General features: G+C 63.6%; 18 protein-coding genes. 10 read left to right on the plus strand and 8 right to left on the minus strand.

The genetic code is table 11. The annotated features are described in order from the left end of the window. The 4 genes from ACQKPE_RS23120 to ACQKPE_RS23135 all read left to right on the plus strand — a co-directional run. Positions 1-475: ABC transporter permease subunit (locus tag ACQKPE_RS23120; protein WP_427669015.1), on the plus strand; the 475-nt coding region annotated here is incomplete at its 5' end. Continuing rightward, complete coding sequence (locus ACQKPE_RS23125) at positions 472-1347, plus strand: ABC transporter ATP-binding protein (protein WP_427669016.1); 876 nt, start codon at positions 472-474, stop codon at positions 1345-1347. The genes ACQKPE_RS23120 and ACQKPE_RS23125, both read left to right, overlap by 4 nt. Then, complete coding sequence (locus ACQKPE_RS23130) at positions 1344-2060, plus strand: ABC transporter ATP-binding protein (RefSeq protein WP_427669017.1); 717 nt, start codon at positions 1344-1346, stop codon at positions 2058-2060. The genes ACQKPE_RS23125 and ACQKPE_RS23130 overlap by 4 nt, the downstream gene beginning before the upstream one ends. 660 nt (positions 2061-2720) lie before the next feature. Beyond that, entirely contained in the window at positions 2721-3488 is a 768-nt protein-coding gene (locus ACQKPE_RS23135) for an SDR family oxidoreductase (protein ID WP_427669018.1), read from the plus strand. Positions 3489-3530: 42 nt separating this feature from the next. On the opposite strand, the gene ACQKPE_RS23140 is transcribed toward ACQKPE_RS23135, so the two are convergent. The 4 genes from ACQKPE_RS23140 to ACQKPE_RS23155 all read right to left on the minus strand — a co-directional run bounded on the left by ACQKPE_RS23140 (position 3531) and on the right by ACQKPE_RS23155 (position 6640). Then, positions 3531-4634 (minus strand): AGE family epimerase/isomerase, encoded by a 1104-nt coding sequence (locus tag ACQKPE_RS23140; RefSeq protein WP_427669019.1) that lies wholly within the window; start codon positions 4632-4634, stop codon positions 3531-3533. Between the two features lie 60 nt (positions 4635-4694). Next, entirely contained in the window at positions 4695-5327 is a 633-nt protein-coding gene (locus ACQKPE_RS23145) for a TetR family transcriptional regulator (protein ID WP_427669020.1), read from the minus strand. Between the two features lie 123 nt (positions 5328-5450). Further along, positions 5451-5888, minus strand: coding sequence for a phage infection protein (locus ACQKPE_RS23150; protein WP_427669021.1), 438 nt, complete (start codon positions 5886-5888; stop codon positions 5451-5453). Between the two features lie 299 nt (positions 5889-6187). Then, complete coding sequence (locus ACQKPE_RS23155; RefSeq protein ID WP_427669022.1) at positions 6188-6640, minus strand: phage infection protein; 453 nt, start codon at positions 6638-6640, stop codon at positions 6188-6190. 339 nt (positions 6641-6979) lie between these two features. Between ACQKPE_RS23155 and ACQKPE_RS23160 the strand changes: the two genes are divergently transcribed. Next, positions 6980-9043, plus strand: a complete 2064-nt coding sequence (locus tag ACQKPE_RS23160) for an AsmA family protein (protein WP_427669023.1) — start codon at positions 6980-6982, stop codon at positions 9041-9043. 85 nt (positions 9044-9128) lie between these two features. Here the strand turns inward: ACQKPE_RS23160 and ACQKPE_RS23165 are convergent, their stop codons facing one another. Both ACQKPE_RS23165 and osmE read right to left on the minus strand, forming a co-directional pair. Beyond that, complete coding sequence (locus tag ACQKPE_RS23165; protein WP_427669024.1) at positions 9129-9659, minus strand: ferritin-like domain-containing protein; 531 nt, start codon at positions 9657-9659, stop codon at positions 9129-9131. Positions 9660-9709: 50 nt separating this feature from the next. Continuing rightward, on the minus strand, positions 9710-10051 hold the full coding sequence (gene osmE / locus ACQKPE_RS23170; RefSeq protein WP_427669025.1) for an osmotically-inducible lipoprotein OsmE: 342 nt from the start codon (positions 10049-10051) through the stop codon (positions 9710-9712). 113 nt (positions 10052-10164) lie between these two features. Between osmE and ACQKPE_RS23175 the strand changes: the two genes are divergently transcribed. Beyond that, positions 10165-11055 (plus strand): alpha/beta fold hydrolase, encoded by an 891-nt coding sequence (locus tag ACQKPE_RS23175; RefSeq protein ID WP_427669026.1) that lies wholly within the window; start codon positions 10165-10167, stop codon positions 11053-11055. Here the strand turns inward: ACQKPE_RS23175 and ACQKPE_RS23180 are convergent. Then, a complete protein-coding gene (locus tag ACQKPE_RS23180; RefSeq protein ID WP_427669027.1) occupies positions 11036-11929 on the minus strand; it encodes a DMT family transporter in 894 nt (297 codons plus the stop codon). The two genes, ACQKPE_RS23175 and ACQKPE_RS23180, sit on opposite strands and share 20 nt — an antisense overlap. 194 nt (positions 11930-12123) lie before the next feature. Here ACQKPE_RS23180 and ACQKPE_RS23185 point away from each other — a divergent pair, with 194 nt between their 5' ends. The 3 genes from ACQKPE_RS23185 (at position 12124) to ACQKPE_RS23195 (ending at position 14346) form a co-directional block, all read left to right on the plus strand. Beyond that, positions 12124-12909: an AraC family transcriptional regulator gene (locus ACQKPE_RS23185; RefSeq protein ID WP_427669032.1), complete on the plus strand. Its 786-nt coding sequence runs from the start codon at positions 12124-12126 to the stop codon at positions 12907-12909. Between the two features lie 74 nt (positions 12910-12983). Beyond that, the gene (locus tag ACQKPE_RS23190; protein WP_427669028.1) at positions 12984-13268 is read left to right on the plus strand and encodes a PsiF family protein; all 285 of its coding nucleotides are present in this window, start codon (positions 12984-12986) and stop codon (positions 13266-13268) included. A gap of 70 nt (positions 13269-13338) precedes the next feature. Next, positions 13339-14346, plus strand: coding sequence for an AI-2E family transporter (locus ACQKPE_RS23195; protein WP_427669029.1), 1008 nt, complete (start codon positions 13339-13341; stop codon positions 14344-14346). Positions 14347-14350: 4 nt separating this feature from the next. Here the strand turns inward: ACQKPE_RS23195 and ACQKPE_RS23200 are convergent, their stop codons facing one another. Further along, positions 14351-15247 (minus strand): LysR family transcriptional regulator, encoded by an 897-nt coding sequence (locus ACQKPE_RS23200; protein WP_427669030.1) that lies wholly within the window; start codon positions 15245-15247, stop codon positions 14351-14353. 141 nt (positions 15248-15388) lie between these two features. Here ACQKPE_RS23200 and ACQKPE_RS23205 point away from each other — a divergent pair, with 141 nt between their 5' ends. Continuing rightward, positions 15389-16018, plus strand: a complete 630-nt coding sequence (locus ACQKPE_RS23205) for a hydrolase (RefSeq protein ID WP_427669031.1) — start codon at positions 15389-15391, stop codon at positions 16016-16018. Positions 16019-16125: the final 107 nt, after the last annotated feature.

The raw sequence follows: 16125 nt of genomic DNA on the forward strand, positions 1-16125 counted from the left end.
GCTGCACCTGACCATCTACCTCACCGACATGGCCGACCGCGCCGCATTCAACGAGGTGTACAAGCGCTTCTTCGCCAAGCCATGGCCGGTGCGTGAAGACGAGATCGCCTGCCGCTCGATGGGCCTGAACCACGTGTTGGTCAAGCTCTCGGCCTTCACCCTCGGCGCTTCCACCGCAGGCCTTGCCGGGGTGTTCTTCGCCACCTACCAAGGCTTCGTCAACCCGTCGTCGTTCACCTTCTTCGAGTCTGCGCTGATCCTCGCCATCGTGGTGCTGGGCGGCATGGGCTCGACCGTGGGCGTGGTGATCGCGGCGTTCGTGCTGACGGTGGCACCTGAGCTGCTGCGTAGCTTCTCGGAATACCGCGTGCTGTTGTTCGGCGTGCTGATGGTGCTGATGATGATCTGGCGACCGCGAGGGCTGATTCGCATCAGCCGTACCGGTGTGGTCCCGCGTAAAGGAGTGGCGCCATGAGCGACGAAATCATTCTGTCGGTCGACAACCTGATGATGCAGTTCGGCGGCATCAAGGCGCTCAGCGACGTCAGCTTGCAGGTCAAGCGCAACCAGATCTTCGCCCTGATCGGCCCGAACGGCGCCGGCAAGACCACGGTGTTCAACTGCCTGACCGGCTTTTACAAGGCCACTGGCGGGCGTATCGAGCTGAACGTGCGCGGCAGCCACACCAATGTCATCCAACTGCTGGGCGAGCGCTTCCAGGCGGCGGACTTCGTGTCCCCGGCGCGTTTCGCCAACCGCATGTACTACAAGATGTTCGGCGGCACTCACCTGGTGAACCGCGCAGGCCTGGCGCGCACCTTCCAGAACATTCGCCTGTTCAAGGAAATGTCGGTGGTGGAGAACCTTTTGGTGGCCCAGCACATGTGGGTCAACCGCAGCCTGCTGGCCGGGGTGCTCAACACCAAGGGTTATCGCCAGGCCGAAAGCGATGCGCTGGACCACGCTTTCTACTGGCTGGAGGTGGTCGACCTGGTCGACTGCGCCAACCGCCTGGCCGGCGAGCTGTCCTACGGCCAGCAACGCCGCCTGGAAATCGCCCGGGCCATGTGCACGCGGCCGAAGATCATCTGCCTGGACGAACCGGCGGCGGGCCTCAACCCGCAGGAAACCGAGGCGTTGAGCCGCATGATTCGCGTGCTGCGTGACGAGCACGACATTACCGTGGTGCTGATCGAGCACGACATGGGCATGGTCATGAGCATTTCCGACCACATCGTGGTGCTCGACCATGGCACGGTGATCGCCGAAGGCGCGCCGCAGGATATCCGCAACAACCCGACCGTGATCGCCGCCTACCTGGGTGCAGACGAAGAGGAACTGGTATGAGTGCACCCATTCTCGAGCTCAAGGACCTGGATGTGTTCTACGGGCCGATCCAGGCGCTGAAAAAGGTCTCGATGCATATCGACGAAGGCGAGACGGTCAGCCTGATCGGCGCCAACGGCGCGGGCAAGTCGACCTTGCTGATGTCGATCTTCGGCCAGCCGCGCGCGGCCAGCGGGCAGATCATCTACCGCGGCACCGACATCACCCGCAAGTCGTCGCACTACATCGCCTCCAACGGCATTGCCCAGTCTCCGGAAGGGCGCCGGGTGTTCCCCGACATGACCGTCGAGGAAAACCTGATGATGGGGACCATTCCGATTGGCGACAAGCATGCCGACGAGGACATGCAGCGCATGTACGAGCTGTTCCCACGGCTCAAGGAGCGACGCAACCAGCGGGCCATGACCATGTCGGGCGGTGAGCAGCAGATGCTGGCCATCGCTCGTGCGCTGATGAGCCGGCCCAAGCTGCTGCTGCTCGACGAGCCGTCGCTGGGGCTGGCGCCGATCGTGGTCAAGCAGATCTTCTCGACCTTGCGCGAGTTGGCGCAGACCGGGATGACCATCTTCCTCGTGGAACAGAACGCCAACCACGCGCTGAAGCTGTCGGACCGGGCCTATGTGATGGTCAACGGGCAGATCCGCATGAGTGGCACTGGGCAGGAGCTGTTGGTCAACGAGGAAGTGCGCAACGCCTACCTGGGCGGGCACTGAGGGCCGCTGTGCGGCCCATTCGCGGGCAAGCCCGCTCCTACAGGGTCTCTATACTCCTGTAGGAGCGGGCTTGCCCGCGAATGGGCTGCACAGCAGCCCCGATGTACGATGTGGACAACTTGTCGCATATGTCGCTTTAAACACTCGATATTCCCTTCGCAAGCCCTTGTTTCCACAGGCTCATATTTGTCCACGGATGATGTGGAGCCGCCTGTGGAAAACATGGTGGCACTCCGCTGTAAGCCTTTATATTCGTGACCTGTAGGATTTTGTTCGTTTTTTGATCAGTATCCCTCGGCGCTTCGAAAAAAGCCTCTTTCTCGCCTCTCGACAGGGCTTTCGCTAACGCTGAAATCCTGTGGATAACTCTGTGTAAAAGCCTTGGACAGACCGCTGCAACAGGCACCGTTGAAAGCGTTGCGCCACTACGGCCGCGATTCCGCTACGGACAAAGGGTTCCATGCATCTGACGAATTGCCCCCAATCCGTGGGGAAAGGCTTGTGGATAACATGCGCATACCTGTCGGCAGCCCCCTTGGCACAAGGCTTTGGTGCAGTTGATCGTTTTTTGAACAAGGGTGGAAACGGCTTGCTGCCAGCGTGCCCGGCGGGCATGCTGCATGGCTTGGCGACCCAGCCTGAACAGCGAAGGAGAACAGCATGACGTCCACCGTATTCATCACTGGCGCGACTTCCGGTTTCGGCGAGGCCACCGCCCGCCGCTTTGCCGAGGCCGGTTGGAAGCTGGTGCTCACCGGCCGTCGCAAGGAGCGCCTGGACGCCCTGTGCGCCGAACTGTCGGCCAAGACCGAAGTGCTGGGGCTGGTGGTCGATGTGCGTGACCGCAAAGCCATGGAGGCCGCCATCGCCGGCCTGCCACCGACCTTCGACAAACTCCAGGGCCTGGTCAACAACGCAGGTTTGGCCCTGGGCGCGGACCCGGCGCCACAGTGCGACCTGGACGACTGGGAAACCATGGTCGACACCAACATCAAGGGCCTGATGTACACCACCCGCCTGCTGCTGCCTCGGATGATCGCTCATGGCCGTGGCGCGAGCATCCTCAACGTCGGTTCCGTGGCGGGTAACTATCCGTACCCCGGCAGCCACGTATATGGCGGCACCAAGGCCTTCGTCGGGCAGTTCTCCCTGAGCCTGCGCTGCGACCTGCGCGGCACCGGCGTGCGCGTGACCAATATCGAGCCGGGGCTGTGCGAAAGCGAGTTCTCGCTGGTGCGCTTCGGTGGCGACCAGGCGCGCTACGACGCCACCTATGCTGGCGCTGAGCCGATCCAGCCGCAGGACATCGCCGACACCATCTTCTGGGTGCTCAACCAGCCGGCACACATCAACATCAACAACCTCGAGCTGATGCCGGTGAGCCAGGATTGGGCTGGGTTCGCCATCGACCGTTCGGTCAAGGGCTGATAGCGGGTATACCTCTTCTGGGGCCGCAAAGCGGCCCCGGCCTTACTCCAGGCGCTGCAGGCCTTCCAGGCAGGTCGCCAAGTGGTACGGCGTGGTGGAGGGCATGTCGTGGCGGCTGACCGAGCCTTGGCCGTCGCGGCATTCGTACCAGCCCGCCGGGTGCAGGAAGCGTTCTTCCATTGCCGTCAGCTGCGCCAGCAGGCGGGTTTCACTGCCTGGTTGCAGCGCCAGCGCCCGCAGGTATTCGGCCTGGGCCCAAATACGCTGGGTGGGGTCGAGCACCTGGCCGTCCACGGCGAGCATCGACAGCACTGCCGAATCTTTCACGCCGCACTGCTCGGCATAGGCGAACGCCCGGGAAATCGAGGCATGCAGCGGGCTGCCGTTGAGCAATGACGAAGTTTCCAGCAGGTAGAACCATTCGAATTGATGACCCGGCTCGAACCAGTTATCCACAGAACCGCGTGGTTTTTCCAGCATCAGGCCGTGGGCAGGTTCGATGAAGTGCGCCTGCAAGGCTGTGCATAACTGCACCAGCGCTTGCTGTACCGCAGCATCCTCGCGCACCGCGAGGGTTTGCAGGAAGGCCTCTGCCAGGTGCATTTGCGGGTTTTGTAGTGGGCCGCTGGCCAAGTCGGACCAGTCTTCGCCCAGGCTCGCCTCGTACAACCCATCGTCACGGGCGAAGCGTTCGGCGACGATCTCAAGCGCCGCATTGAGCGTCGACTCCACCAGGCCTTCACGCACTTTGCCCCAGTAATGGGCGCAGGCGAACACGATGAAGGCGTGGGTGTAGAGGTCCTTGCGCCGGTCCAGCGGCTTGCCCTCGGCATCGATGCTGTAGAACCAGCCGCCATGCTCGGCATCGTGGAAATGCCGTTGCAGCGAGCGAAACAGCGCCGCAGCCCGCTCGGCGGCGCCCGGCTGCTCGATACGGCTGCTGAACAGGTACAGCTGGCGTGCGCAGGCCATGGCCCGGTAGCGCTGGGGCGGCAGCGGCTGGTGCTGGGTGTCGAGGGCCTCGAAGGGCAGGGCCAGCTCCGCGTTCCAGCCTGGGCCCTGCCACAGCGGCACGATGCGTTCGGCGAAGTGCTGGCGCAGGCGTGCCAGGCGGGTATTGAGTTCGGAAGGGGCGGTGCTGGGCATGAAGGCGCTCGTGACGATCGGGCAGTGCGCCATGGTAGCAGAACTGCCCCTGGCGCTCTCTCAGTTGGGGTGGCCCAGGCCTTGCCAGTGGCGGGCGCCGACGAAGATGAAGCGCAATTGCTGGGTGATCTTCTCTTGGGGACTGAGGGCCTGCGGGGTGTTCGGGTCGGGGCGGTCGATCAGCTCCGGCAGGGTAGCGAACACCGTTTTCACCACCAGGTCGGCCATCACGGCCAGGGCCGCGCTGTCGAGGTGCTGCCAGCGCGGCATGCGGGCCAGGTCGGTGGCAAGGTCGGTGCTGATGCCCTGACGCAGCTGCGCGATGGCCTGGCGCACGGCCTGGGAGCCGCCGTATTGCTCGCGGGCGAGAAACAGGAACTGCGCACGGTGGGCGGCCACGACGTCGAGGAAGATACGCACCGAGGCGTCGGTGATGCCGCCAAGCTCGAATTCATTCTGGCGTACCAGACGAATGGTCTGGCGGAAGGTGGTGTCCACTTCGGCGACCAGGGCCAGGCCCAGGGCGTCCATGTCGGTGAAGTGCCGGTAGAAGCCGGTCGGCACGATACCCGCGGCCTTGGCCACTTCGCGCAGGCTGATGCCACCAAAGCCTCGGCCGCTCTCCATCAGCTGGCAGGCGGCGTCCAGCAGGGCTTGGCGGGTCTGGAGCTTCTGTTCGGCGCGCGGCAGCATGGGGCAGGATTCTGTGGTTGTACGGCTGGGCACTCTAGATAAAAAAACGAAGCCCGGTCAATGGACCGGGCTAGGGAGGAGAACACGCGGGGTATATCGAGTTGTCGTTTTCAGCCATAAGGGTTAGCTCACACGGCTGAGTTCGACCAGACGGTCCGAGCCACCCTCGGCGACACTACGCTGATTCAGTACTTCGGCACCGCTGTCGGCAACGCGGTTGTTGCGCTCGATCAGGCGGTCGGAGCCACCTTCGGCGACATTGCGCTGATTCAGTACTTCGGCACCGCTGTCGGCAACGCGGTTGTTGCGCTCGATCAGGCGGTCCGAGCCACCCTCGGCGATATTACGCTGATTCAGTACTTCAGCACCGCTGTCGGCAACGCGGTTGTTGCGCTCTTGCAGACGCTCTGCACCACCTTCGGCCAGTGGGTTCAGCGGCTGGGAAATCTCGGCGGCGCTGGAACGAGCTTCGGAAGTCAGGTGTTGATCCTTGGCTGGCAGGGCGAAGGCGTTGGCAGCCAGGATGGACAGACTCAGGCTCAGCAGTAGTTGGCGTTTCATGATTCGGTGCTCCTCGTGGGACGCTGGAAAGTGGGTACGAGGGCAATGCTACTCTTAGTAACTTAAGAGAGAAGTTCATAAGGCTAATGGTGACCATCGACGCTATTGATGGAGCTTTGGATGGCTCTAGATAGGGTGTTTCAGGGCTTTATATTTTGTTCGGCGCGGGGCTTGTAGGGGGGCAGGGTGCTGCGGCTGTACCGGCTAGGCACTCTAGAAAAAACGAAGCCCGGTCAATGGACCGGGCTTTGGAGGGGAACAGGCTTGATATGTCGAGTTGTCGTTTTCAGCCATAAGGGTTAGCTCACACGGCTGAGTTCGACCAGACGATCCGAGCCACCTTCGGCAACACGGTTGTTACGCTCGATCAGGCGGTCAGAACCACCTTCGGCAACGCGGTTGTTACGCTCGATCAGACGATCCGAGCCACCTTCGGCGACGCGGTTGTTACGCTCGATCAGGCGATCCGAACCACCTTCAGCAACGCGGTTGTTACGTTCGATCAGACGATCCGAGCCACCTTCGGCAACGCGGTTGTTACGTTCGATCAGACGATCCGAACCACCTTCGGCGACGCGGTTGTTGCGCTCGATCAGACGATCCGAACCACCTTCGGCCAGCGGGTTCAGCGGCTGGGAGATCTCGGCGCTGGAACGTGCTTCAGAGGTCAGGTGTTGATCCTTGGCTGGCAGGGCGAAGGCGTTGGCAGCAAGGATGGACAAACTCAGGCTCAGCAGCAGTTGGCGTTTCATGATTCGGTGCTCCTCGTGGGGCGCTAGAAAGTGGGTACGAGGGCAATGCTACGCTTAGTAACTTAAGAGAGAAGTTCATAAAGCTAATGGTGACAATCGACGGAATTGATGGAACCCAGGGGTGGCTCTAGATAAGGCGTTACAGGGATATATGTGGCCAAGTGCTACCCGTGGCCTGGAGTAACATCGAGGCGTTCGACCGGCGGAAAGCTGCGGATACGGCCCGGAAAAATCTTCACTATCATTGGCCACTTCGATAAAACCACGGCGTTTTTCATCAGTCCGAGATAGTGAAAGCCACCGTCGTGCCTTAGCTCATGCAGTCAGGAGAATCACGCAATGACGCGCCCCGCCAGAATCTTCGCCTGGACCCTCGCCAGCCTCGCGGCCCTGTTGGCGATACTGGTGGTGGTGATCGCCACCTTCGACTGGAACCGCGTCAAGCCGATGCTCAACGAGAAGGTCTCCGAAGCCCTGCACCGCCCCTTCGCCATCAACGGCAACCTGGCCGTGCAATGGCAACGTGAGCCGGACCAGGGCGGCTGGCGCGCCTGGGTGCCGTGGCCGCGCTTCATTGCCGAGGACCTCTCCCTGGGCAACCCCGAGTGGGACAAGGAGCCGCAGATGGTGGGCCTGGAGCGCGTCGAGTTTCGCCTGTCGCCGCTGCCACTGTTGTTCCAGCAGATCGTCATCCCACGTATCGACCTGACCCAACCCGTCGCCGGCTTGACCCGCTTGGCCGATGGCCGGGCCAACTGGGTGTTCGATTTTGGGCCAAAGGACAAAAATGCCGAGCCGTCGAAGTGGGTGCTGGACATCGGCGCCATCGGTTTCGACCAAGGCAATGTCAGTTTCGACGACCAGACCCTGCAAACCAGCATGAAGGTGCAGATCGACCCGCTCGGCAAGCCGATTCCGTTCAGCGAGATCGTTGGCAAGGCCAGCGCCGAAAAAGCCGGTGGGGCACAGGACTACGCCTTTGGCCTCAAGGCCCAGGGCCGCTATAAAGGCCAGGCGGTATCCGCCACTGGCAAGATCGGCGGTTTGCTGGCGCTGCAGGACGCCAGCCAACCCTTCCCCCTGCAAGCCGACGCGCGCATCGGTGATACCCGCGTAGCCCTCGCCGGCACCCTCACCGACCCACGCAACCTGGGCGCCCTCGACCTGCGCCTGCGCTTGTCCGGTAGCAGCCTGGGCAACCTCTACCCCTTGACCGGTGTGACCCTGCCTGACACCCCGCCCTACAGCACCGACGGCCACCTCACTGCCAACTTGCACGAGCCCGAGGGTGCGCGTTTCCGTTATGAAGGCTTCAACGGCAAGATCGGCGACAGCGATATCCATGGCGACCTGGCATTCGTCGCCAGCCAGCCGCGCCCCAAGCTTTCCGGCAACCTGGTGTCCAACCAGCTGCTGTTCAAGGACCTCGCCCCCTTGATCGGCGCCGACTCCAATGCCGAGCAGAAGGCCCGAGGTGGTGCCAGCAAGCAGCCGACAGGCAAGGTGCTGCCGGTGGAGGAGTTCCGCACCGAGCGCTGGCGGGCGATGGACGCCGATGTCACCTTCGCCGGCAAGCGCATCGTCCACAGCGAGCAACTGCCGTTCAACGACCTGTCGGCCCATGTGTTGCTCGAAGACGGCCTGCTGCGCCTTGCGCCGCTGCGCTTTGGCGTGGCAGGCGGCAACCTCGACTCGAACATTCGCCTCGATGGTCGCGCCGCACCCCTGCAAGGCCGTGCCCAGCTCACCGCCCGCGGCTTCAAGCTCAAGCAACTGTTCCCCACCTTCGCCCCCATGCAGACCAGCTTCGGCGAGCTCAACGGCGATGCCGATATCAGTGGCCGGGGCAATTCGGTGGCGGCGTTGCTGGGCACCGCCAATGGCGACCTGCGTCTTTTGATAAACGATGGCGCCATCAGCCGCAGCCTGATGGAGATCGCCGGGTTGAACGTCGGCAACTATGTGGTCGACAAGCTGTTTGGCGACGAGGATGTGAAGATCAACTGCGCGGCAGCCAACATCGGTATCAAGGACGGCCTGGCCACGACCCGGCTGTTCGTCTTCGATACCGAGAACGCCATCATCTATATCAACGGCACCGCCAATTTCGCCAGCGAGCAGCTGGATTTGAAAGTCACCCCGGAGTCCAAGGGCCTGCGCCTGTTCTCGCTGCGCTCTCCGCTATACGTACGAGGGCCGTTCGCCAAGCCCAATGCCGGTGTGCAGGCCGTGCCGCTGGCGCTGCGTGGCGCGGGTATGGTCGCGTTGGGGGTAGCGGTGGGGCCGGCGGCGGGCTTGCTGGCGCTGATTGCACCGAGTGGCGATGTGCCGAACCAGTGCACGCCGTTGCTGGAGCAGATGAAAGCCGGCAAGGCGCCGGCGGCGGTGGGGGCGAAGAAGTAGTGGTGGTTGCTGGTACCGCGTTCATTCAGTACCGGCCCTATCGCGGGCTTGCCCCGCGATAGGGCCGGTACTGGCTCAACCCTTCCTACAGCCCTTGCAGCAAATCCGCCATGTCATCGGCATGCTCTTCTTCCTGGGCCAGGATGTCCTCGAAGATGCGCCGTGTAGTCGGGTCCTTCTCGCCAATGTACTGGATGATCTCGCGGTAGCTGTCGATGGCGATCCGCTCGGCCACCAGGTCCTCCAGCACCATTTCCTTCAGCGAGCTGCCGGCCACGTACTGGGCATGGGAGTTCTTGGTCAGGTTGTCCGGGTTGAAGTCCGGCTCGCCACCCAGTTGCACGATGCGCTCGGCCAGTTTGTCGGCGTGCTCGCTTTCCTGGTTGGCGTGCTCGAGGAACTCCTTCGCCGCCACGCTGGCCTTGATGCCGCTGGCCATGAAGTAGTGGCGCTTGTAGCGCAGGGTGCAGACCAGCTCGGTGGCCAGTGACTCGTTGAGCAGACGCAGAATCTGCTCGCGGTCGGCGCTGTAGCCCTCGGTCACGGCGCCTTGCTCGACATGCTGGCGGGCACGTTCGCGCAGGGTTTTCACGTCGGTCAGTTCAGCATTGCTCATGGTCGTCTCCGCTATTCAGGGTGGTCGGTTACTGGGACGGCTCAGGCGGCTCACGCACCGGCGGCGGCCTTGCTGTCTTCTTCGCGTTGCTTGCAGGTCTTGAAGCCCTTGGCGTCGACATGCCCGGTGGCGTCGAAGCGCACGTAGTACGGCTGCTGGTGGCCGTCACGGTTGAGGATGTAGTCGTTGCAGGTGCCGCCGTGGGGCAGGTCGGTGGCGCTGGAGGGGTTGCCGGCGATGGCGTTGACCCGCTGCATGGTCATGCCGTTCTCGACCTGCTTGACCAGCGGCTCGTCGCGGTAGGTGACGTAGTCCACCGGGTTTTCCGGGCGGCTGCCGCAGGCGGCGAGGGTGGCGCTTGCCAGCAGAATGGCCAGAGTCTTTCTGTACATGGTCACGCTCCTTGCATGGGGGGTGTTCTGCTTGGAACCGCGCGGCGCGTCAGGAGTTCGATTCACAACCTATAGTAAGAAGCGGCCCGGGCTCGGCCACAGGAGGCAAGGGAATGACGCAGGAATTGGCCACACGCTACCCATTGGTATTGGTGCCCGGCATGCTCGGCTTCGTGCGCCTGGTGCTCTTCCCGTACTGGTTCGGCATCGTCCCGGCGTTGCGCCGCAGGGGCGCGCAGGTGTTCCCCGTGCAGGTCTCGCCATTGCATTCGAGCGAAGTGCGCGGTGAGCAGTTGCTGGCAATTATCGAGGACATCTGCGTACGCACCGGCGCCGACAAGGTCAACCTCATCGGCCACAGCCAGGGCGCTCTCACAGCACGCTATGCAGCGGCCCTGCGTCCGCAGCGGGTGGCCTCGGTGACTTCGGTGGCCGGCCCCAACCACGGCTCGGAGCTGGCCGACCACCTCGAACGCGCGGCGCCGGGCCATTCGGCCAAGGGGCGCCTGTTGCGGGCCGCCTTGCATGGCCTGGGCGTGCTGCTGGTGTGGCTGGAAACCGGCTGGCGCCGCGACCCGCTGCCGATCGACGTGCACGCTTCGCACCAGTCACTGACCAGCGCCGGGGTGGCGCTGTTCAACCAGGCTTATCCACAGGGCTTGCCGAGCACCTGGGGTGGTCATGGTCCCGCCGAAGTGGGCGGGGTGCGCTATTACTCCTGGTCCGGGACCTTGCAGCCAGGCCTTACTGACCGCGGCCTGAACCGCTTCGATGGGAGCAACCGCTTCTGCCGCCTGTTCGCCCGCAGCTTCGTGCGGGAAAAAGGCCAGTGCGATGGCATGGTCGGGCGCTACAGCTCACACCTGGGCGAGGTGATCGGCGACGACTACCCGCTCGATCACCTGGATATCGTCAACCAGCAGATGGGCGCGGTGGGCAAGGGCGCCGACCCGGTGCGGCTGTTCCTCGAACATGCCGCCCGGCTCAAGGCTGCGGGCTTGTAACGGTGCGGCGCAGCGGGGTGGTCCAGCGTTCGGCGAGGATCACCCCCGCCAGTGTCAGCAGCCCGCCATACAAGTGGTAGCTGGCCAACTCCTCGCCCAGTACCCCGGCGGCGATCAGCGCGGTCACCACCGGCAGTAGGTTGAAGAACAGCGTGGTGCGGCTGGGGCCCAGGCGCTGCACGGCCTGCATCCAGAACAGCGGGGCGATCATCGAGGCCAGCACGCAGGCATACAGCACCAGGCCGACGTTGCCGGTGGTGAGGCCGGTCTTGGGCGACAGCAGGAACAGCGGCAGCAACACCAAGATGGCGACCAGGATTTGCAGGTACAGCAGTTGCAGGGGCGGCAGGCGCAACTGCCATTTCTTCAGCAGGAAGCTGTACAGCGCATAGGCGAAGGTCGCCACCAGCATCATCAGGTCGCCGTGGTTCAGGCCCTGTTGCAACAGGGCCTGCGGCTTGCCCGCCGAGACCACTTCGAGCACCCCGACGAACGACACCGCAGCCCCGGCCAGTGCACCGAAGGTCAGGCGCTGGCCCAGCCAGGCGATGGACAGCGCCAGCGACATCAAAGGCATCAGCGACAGGATGATGCCCATGTTGGTGGCGCTGGTGACGGCGGCGGCGAAGTACGCCAGGCTCTGGTACATGGCCATGCCCAGCACGCCAAGGACGAACAGCTTGCCCAGGTGCGGGCGGATGGCCGCCCAGTTGCGCCAGACCTGGGGCAGCAGGAAGGGGGTGAACAGCAACCCGGCCAGCAGCCAGCGGTAGAAGCCGATCTCGGCGGGGAAGATGGCCCCGGCGGACATCTTGGTGACCACGGTGTTGCCGGCCCAGATGAGGATCGCCATGAGGGGGAAGGTGTAGTTCATGTTTCTGTGGCTCTTGGGCTTGCAGTGTGAGTGCGGGCCCTTTTCGCGGGCAAGCCCGCTCCTACAAGGTCTGCGCAATCCCTGTAGGAGCGGGCTTGCCCGCGAAGAGTGCGCCGCGATGGCCGCCATTATCCCCCTGTCTGTCCGAACGCCTATACTTGCATCCAGACAACCTGCCCATCGAACCAGACACCATGGCCGCCAAGTACCTCGACATCCCCACCTTCACCAAGCTCCCCGCCCCGGTGTACTTCCGCTATGACGAATTCAGCGCCGATACCACCAGCGCCCCGCACCGCCACACCTGGGGCCAGCTCAACTATGCCTCCCACGGCGTGATGCACCTGGATGTCGAAGGCCAGCGCTTCGTCTCGCCGCCGCTCTACGCGGTGTGGGTACCGCCGGGCCATGAGCATGGTTGCTACAACCCCCAGGCCATCGTCTACCGCTCGGTCTACCTCGATGCCAGCCTGTGCGCGCAGTTGCCCGCGCAGCCGTGCAGCCTGTTGATCAGCGACATCCTCAAGGCGATTCTCGGCGATTTCGCCCGGCGCGACTTGCGTGTGGCCCAGGACGCCCGCGACCAGCGCCTGGTGCAGGTATTGCTCGACCAATTGCTGCTGGCGCCGACCCAGACCGCCTACCTGCCCTTTGCCCACAGCGAAGGCCTGCGCCAGGTCCTGGAGGCCCTGCATGCCGAGCCTGGCGACAACCGCCCGCTGGCCGACTGGGCCAGCCAGGTGCACGTCAGCGAGCGCACCCTGGCCCGGCAGTTCCTGCGTGAGCTGGGCATCAGCTTCGGCGAATGGCGCCTGCGCCTGCGCTTTTTGCGGGCCATCGAGGCGCTGGAGAGCGGTGCGCCGATCCAGGCCATCGCCTTCGACCTGGGCTACAGCAGCGCTTCGGCATTCATCGCCATGTTCCAGCGCCAGGCCCACTGCACCCCCGAGCAGTACCGCCGCCAGGCGCGCCAGGGCTGAGCTGAATGTAAAAATTCTTGTCTACACTCAGCTCGACAGCCGTGCATTCAGCGCGGAAACAAGGAGACCACTCCATGAAAATGCTGCACCTGCCATTACTGGTATTGGGTGTGTTGCTCAGCGCGCAAGGATTCGCCGCCACCGCGCAGCAGGAGAAAATGAAAACCTGCAACGCCGAAGCCAGCGAAAAAGCCCTCAAGGGCGACGAGCGCAAGGCGTTCATGAGCACTTGCCTCAAGGCCAAGGCGCCAGCCACCCAGCAGGAAAAAATGAAGACCTGCAACGCCGACGCCACTACCAAGGCGCTCAAGGGCGACGAGCGCAAAGCCTTCATGAGCGACTGCCTGAAGAAGAAATGACCCGCGCCTATGCCTGGTGCGTGAAGGCTGGCAGACTGCGTGTCTTTGCGCCGTCTGCCGCCGAGGCCGTATGACCTTCACCCCCCGCCAGATCACCCTGGCCAGCTGGATCATCGTGTTTGCCGGCCTGCTGCTGGCGCTGCCCCTGAAGCTGCTGCCGAGCCTGTTGGCCGGGCTTTTGGTGTTCGAACTGGTCAACATGCTTACCCCCCGCTTGCAGGTGGTCATCGCCGGGCAGCGTGCGCGCTGGCTGGCGGTGGCGCTGCTCGGCACGCTGGTGGTCAGCAGCCTGACGCTGCTGATCGCCGGGGCCTTCAGCTTCCTGCTGCACGAGGCGGAGAACCCCGGCGCCTCGCTGGACAAGTTCATGGGCCTGGTGGAGCGCGCGCGCGGCCAGTTGCCGCCGTTCATCGAAGGCTACCTGCCGGCCAGCGCCGCCGAGTTCAAGGTGGCCATCGGCGATTGGCTGCGTAGCCACCTGGGCGAGTTGCAGTTGGTCGGCAAGGGCATGGCGCATATGTTCGTCACCCTGCTGATCGGCATGATCCTCGGCGCCATCGTGGCCTTGCAGCGCATACCCGACCTGACCCGACGCAAGCCCCTGGCGGCGGCGCTGTTCGAGCGCCTGAGCCTGCTGGTGCAGGCGTTTCGCAACATCGTTTTTGCGCAGATCAAGATCTCGCTGCTCAACACCTTCTTCACCGGCATCTTCCTGGCGGTGGTGTTCCCGCTGTTCGACGTGCACCTGCCGCTGACCAAGACGCTGATCGTGCTGACCTTCCTGCTCGGCCTGCTGCCGGTGATCGGCAACCTGATCTCCAACACCCTGATCACCATCGTCGGGCTGTCGTTGTCGATCTGGGTGGCAGTCGCGGCGCTGGGTTACCTGATCGTGATCCACAAGGTCGAGTATTTCCTCAACGCCCGCATCGTCGGCGGGCAGATCAGCGCCAAGTCGTGGGAGCTGCTGCTGGCGATGCTGGTGTTCGAAGCCGCGTTCGGCCTGCCAGGGGTGGTGGCAGGGCCGATCTACTACGCCTACCTCAAGAGCGAGCTCAAGCGCGCCGAGCTGGTCTGAGCGTTCAGCGAGCGACAGGTGCCGGGGCGTGTAGCGTTTCGCCGAACAGCTCGATCAGCAGTTCCGTGAGTAGGCGTATCTTGCGTGCCGGGTGCTGGCCTGGCAGGCGCACGACATAGGCACCTGCCGGCGGTGGTGGGTAAGCGGTCATGATCGGCACCAGCGCCCCCGCGTTCAAATGCTCCTGTATCAGGCAATCGGGCAGGTAGGCAATGCCCAACCCCGCAACCGCTGCATCCACCAGCGCCCTGCCGTTATCGGCCTTGAACCGCCCCTGTGGGTGACCGGTGACGACCTTGTCGCCATCGAGGAACTGCCAGGTTTCGGTGCTCTGCATCAGAGCCTGGTGTTCGCCGAGTGCCTCTGGCGATTGCGGTGCACCATGGGCCTTCAGGTACGCCGGGCTTGCCACCAACGTGGTGTACACCGGCCCGATGCGCTTGGCGATAACCAGGTTCGAGTCCGGCAGGTAGCCCACCCGTATCCCGCAATCGAAACCCTCGCCGATCAGGTCGACGAAGCGGTCGCTGTAGCAAGTCTGGATCGTGAGTTCTGGGTGGCGCCGCGCCATTTCCGCCAGCATCGGGGCGAAGGTGGGGCCGAAGGAGACGGGGACGGCGACGCGCAAGCGACCGCGCAGCGGCCCGTTCGGCAAGATCGCTTCGCGTGCACTGTCGATCTCGGCGCACACTTTGGCAGCGTGGTCGCGAAACGTAGCCCCAGCCTCGGTCAGTGCCGCCCCGCGGGTACTGCGCGCCAGCAACTGGGTGCCCAGCTCTGCTTCGAGCCGCGACAGCCTGCGGCTGACGATCGACTTGCTCACCCCAAGGCGCTGCGCCGCCTGGGAAATGCCCCCGGTGTCGGCGACTTCCACGAAGGTTTCGAGTGTTTCCAGATCCACGTCGGTGTTCCCCTTTTAGCAACACAGCTAGTCACGGGATGCGACTACTGTGGCGATTCCCGGAACAGCACAATCCGGTTTCCGGACTATAACGCCGCAGGCGCCTGGTCCGGCCATTACAACTGAGAACAGGATGTGCAAATGGCAAGCGAGACTCTTCGTAACCCACTCACCGACCAGCTTCTGACGCCTGAGAACTCGATGCTCATCATCATCGACTACCAGCCGATCCAGGTCTCCTCGATTCGCTCGATGCCCCGCGATGAACTGGTGTTCAACATCACCAGCGTCGCCAAGGCCGCCCTCAACTACAAGCTCCCGATCATCCACTCCACGGTGAACGTAGAGACCGGTCGCAACAAGCCGCCGATCCAGCAACTGCAAGACGTGCTGGGCCATCTGCCGACCTACGACCGCACCTCGATCAACAGCTGGGAAGACACCGGCTTCAAGGACGCGGTCAAGGCCGTTGGCCGGCGCAAGCTGATCATGACCGCGCTGTGGACCGAGGCTTGCCTGGCGTTCCCGGCGCTGGATGCAATCCAGGAAGGCTACGAGGTGTACGTGCCGGTCGATGCGGTCGGCGGTACTTCGCTCGCCGCCCATGAAGCGGCATTGCGCCGCTTGGAGCAGGCGGGCGTCAAGCTCATCAGCCGTGTGCAGATGTACTGCGAGCTGCAACGCGATTGGGCGCGTGAAGCGACCGTGCCGGGCTTCATGGGTGTGTTCGAGAACTTCGACGGTTTCAACGCCGAGAAGGCCGGCGAGTAAGTGGCGGGATGCTTGAAACCGCTGCGATGTGATTGAAGGCGAGGCCCGCGTGTGCGGGCCTCGCCTTCAGGGTTACAGCACGCCGTAACGCTTGCGTGCCTCGATCG

Origin of the sequence: Pseudomonas sp. NPDC089554 (genome assembly GCF_050280645.1) — a bacterium.
GTDB lineage: Bacteria > Pseudomonadota > Gammaproteobacteria > Pseudomonadales > Pseudomonadaceae > Aquipseudomonas.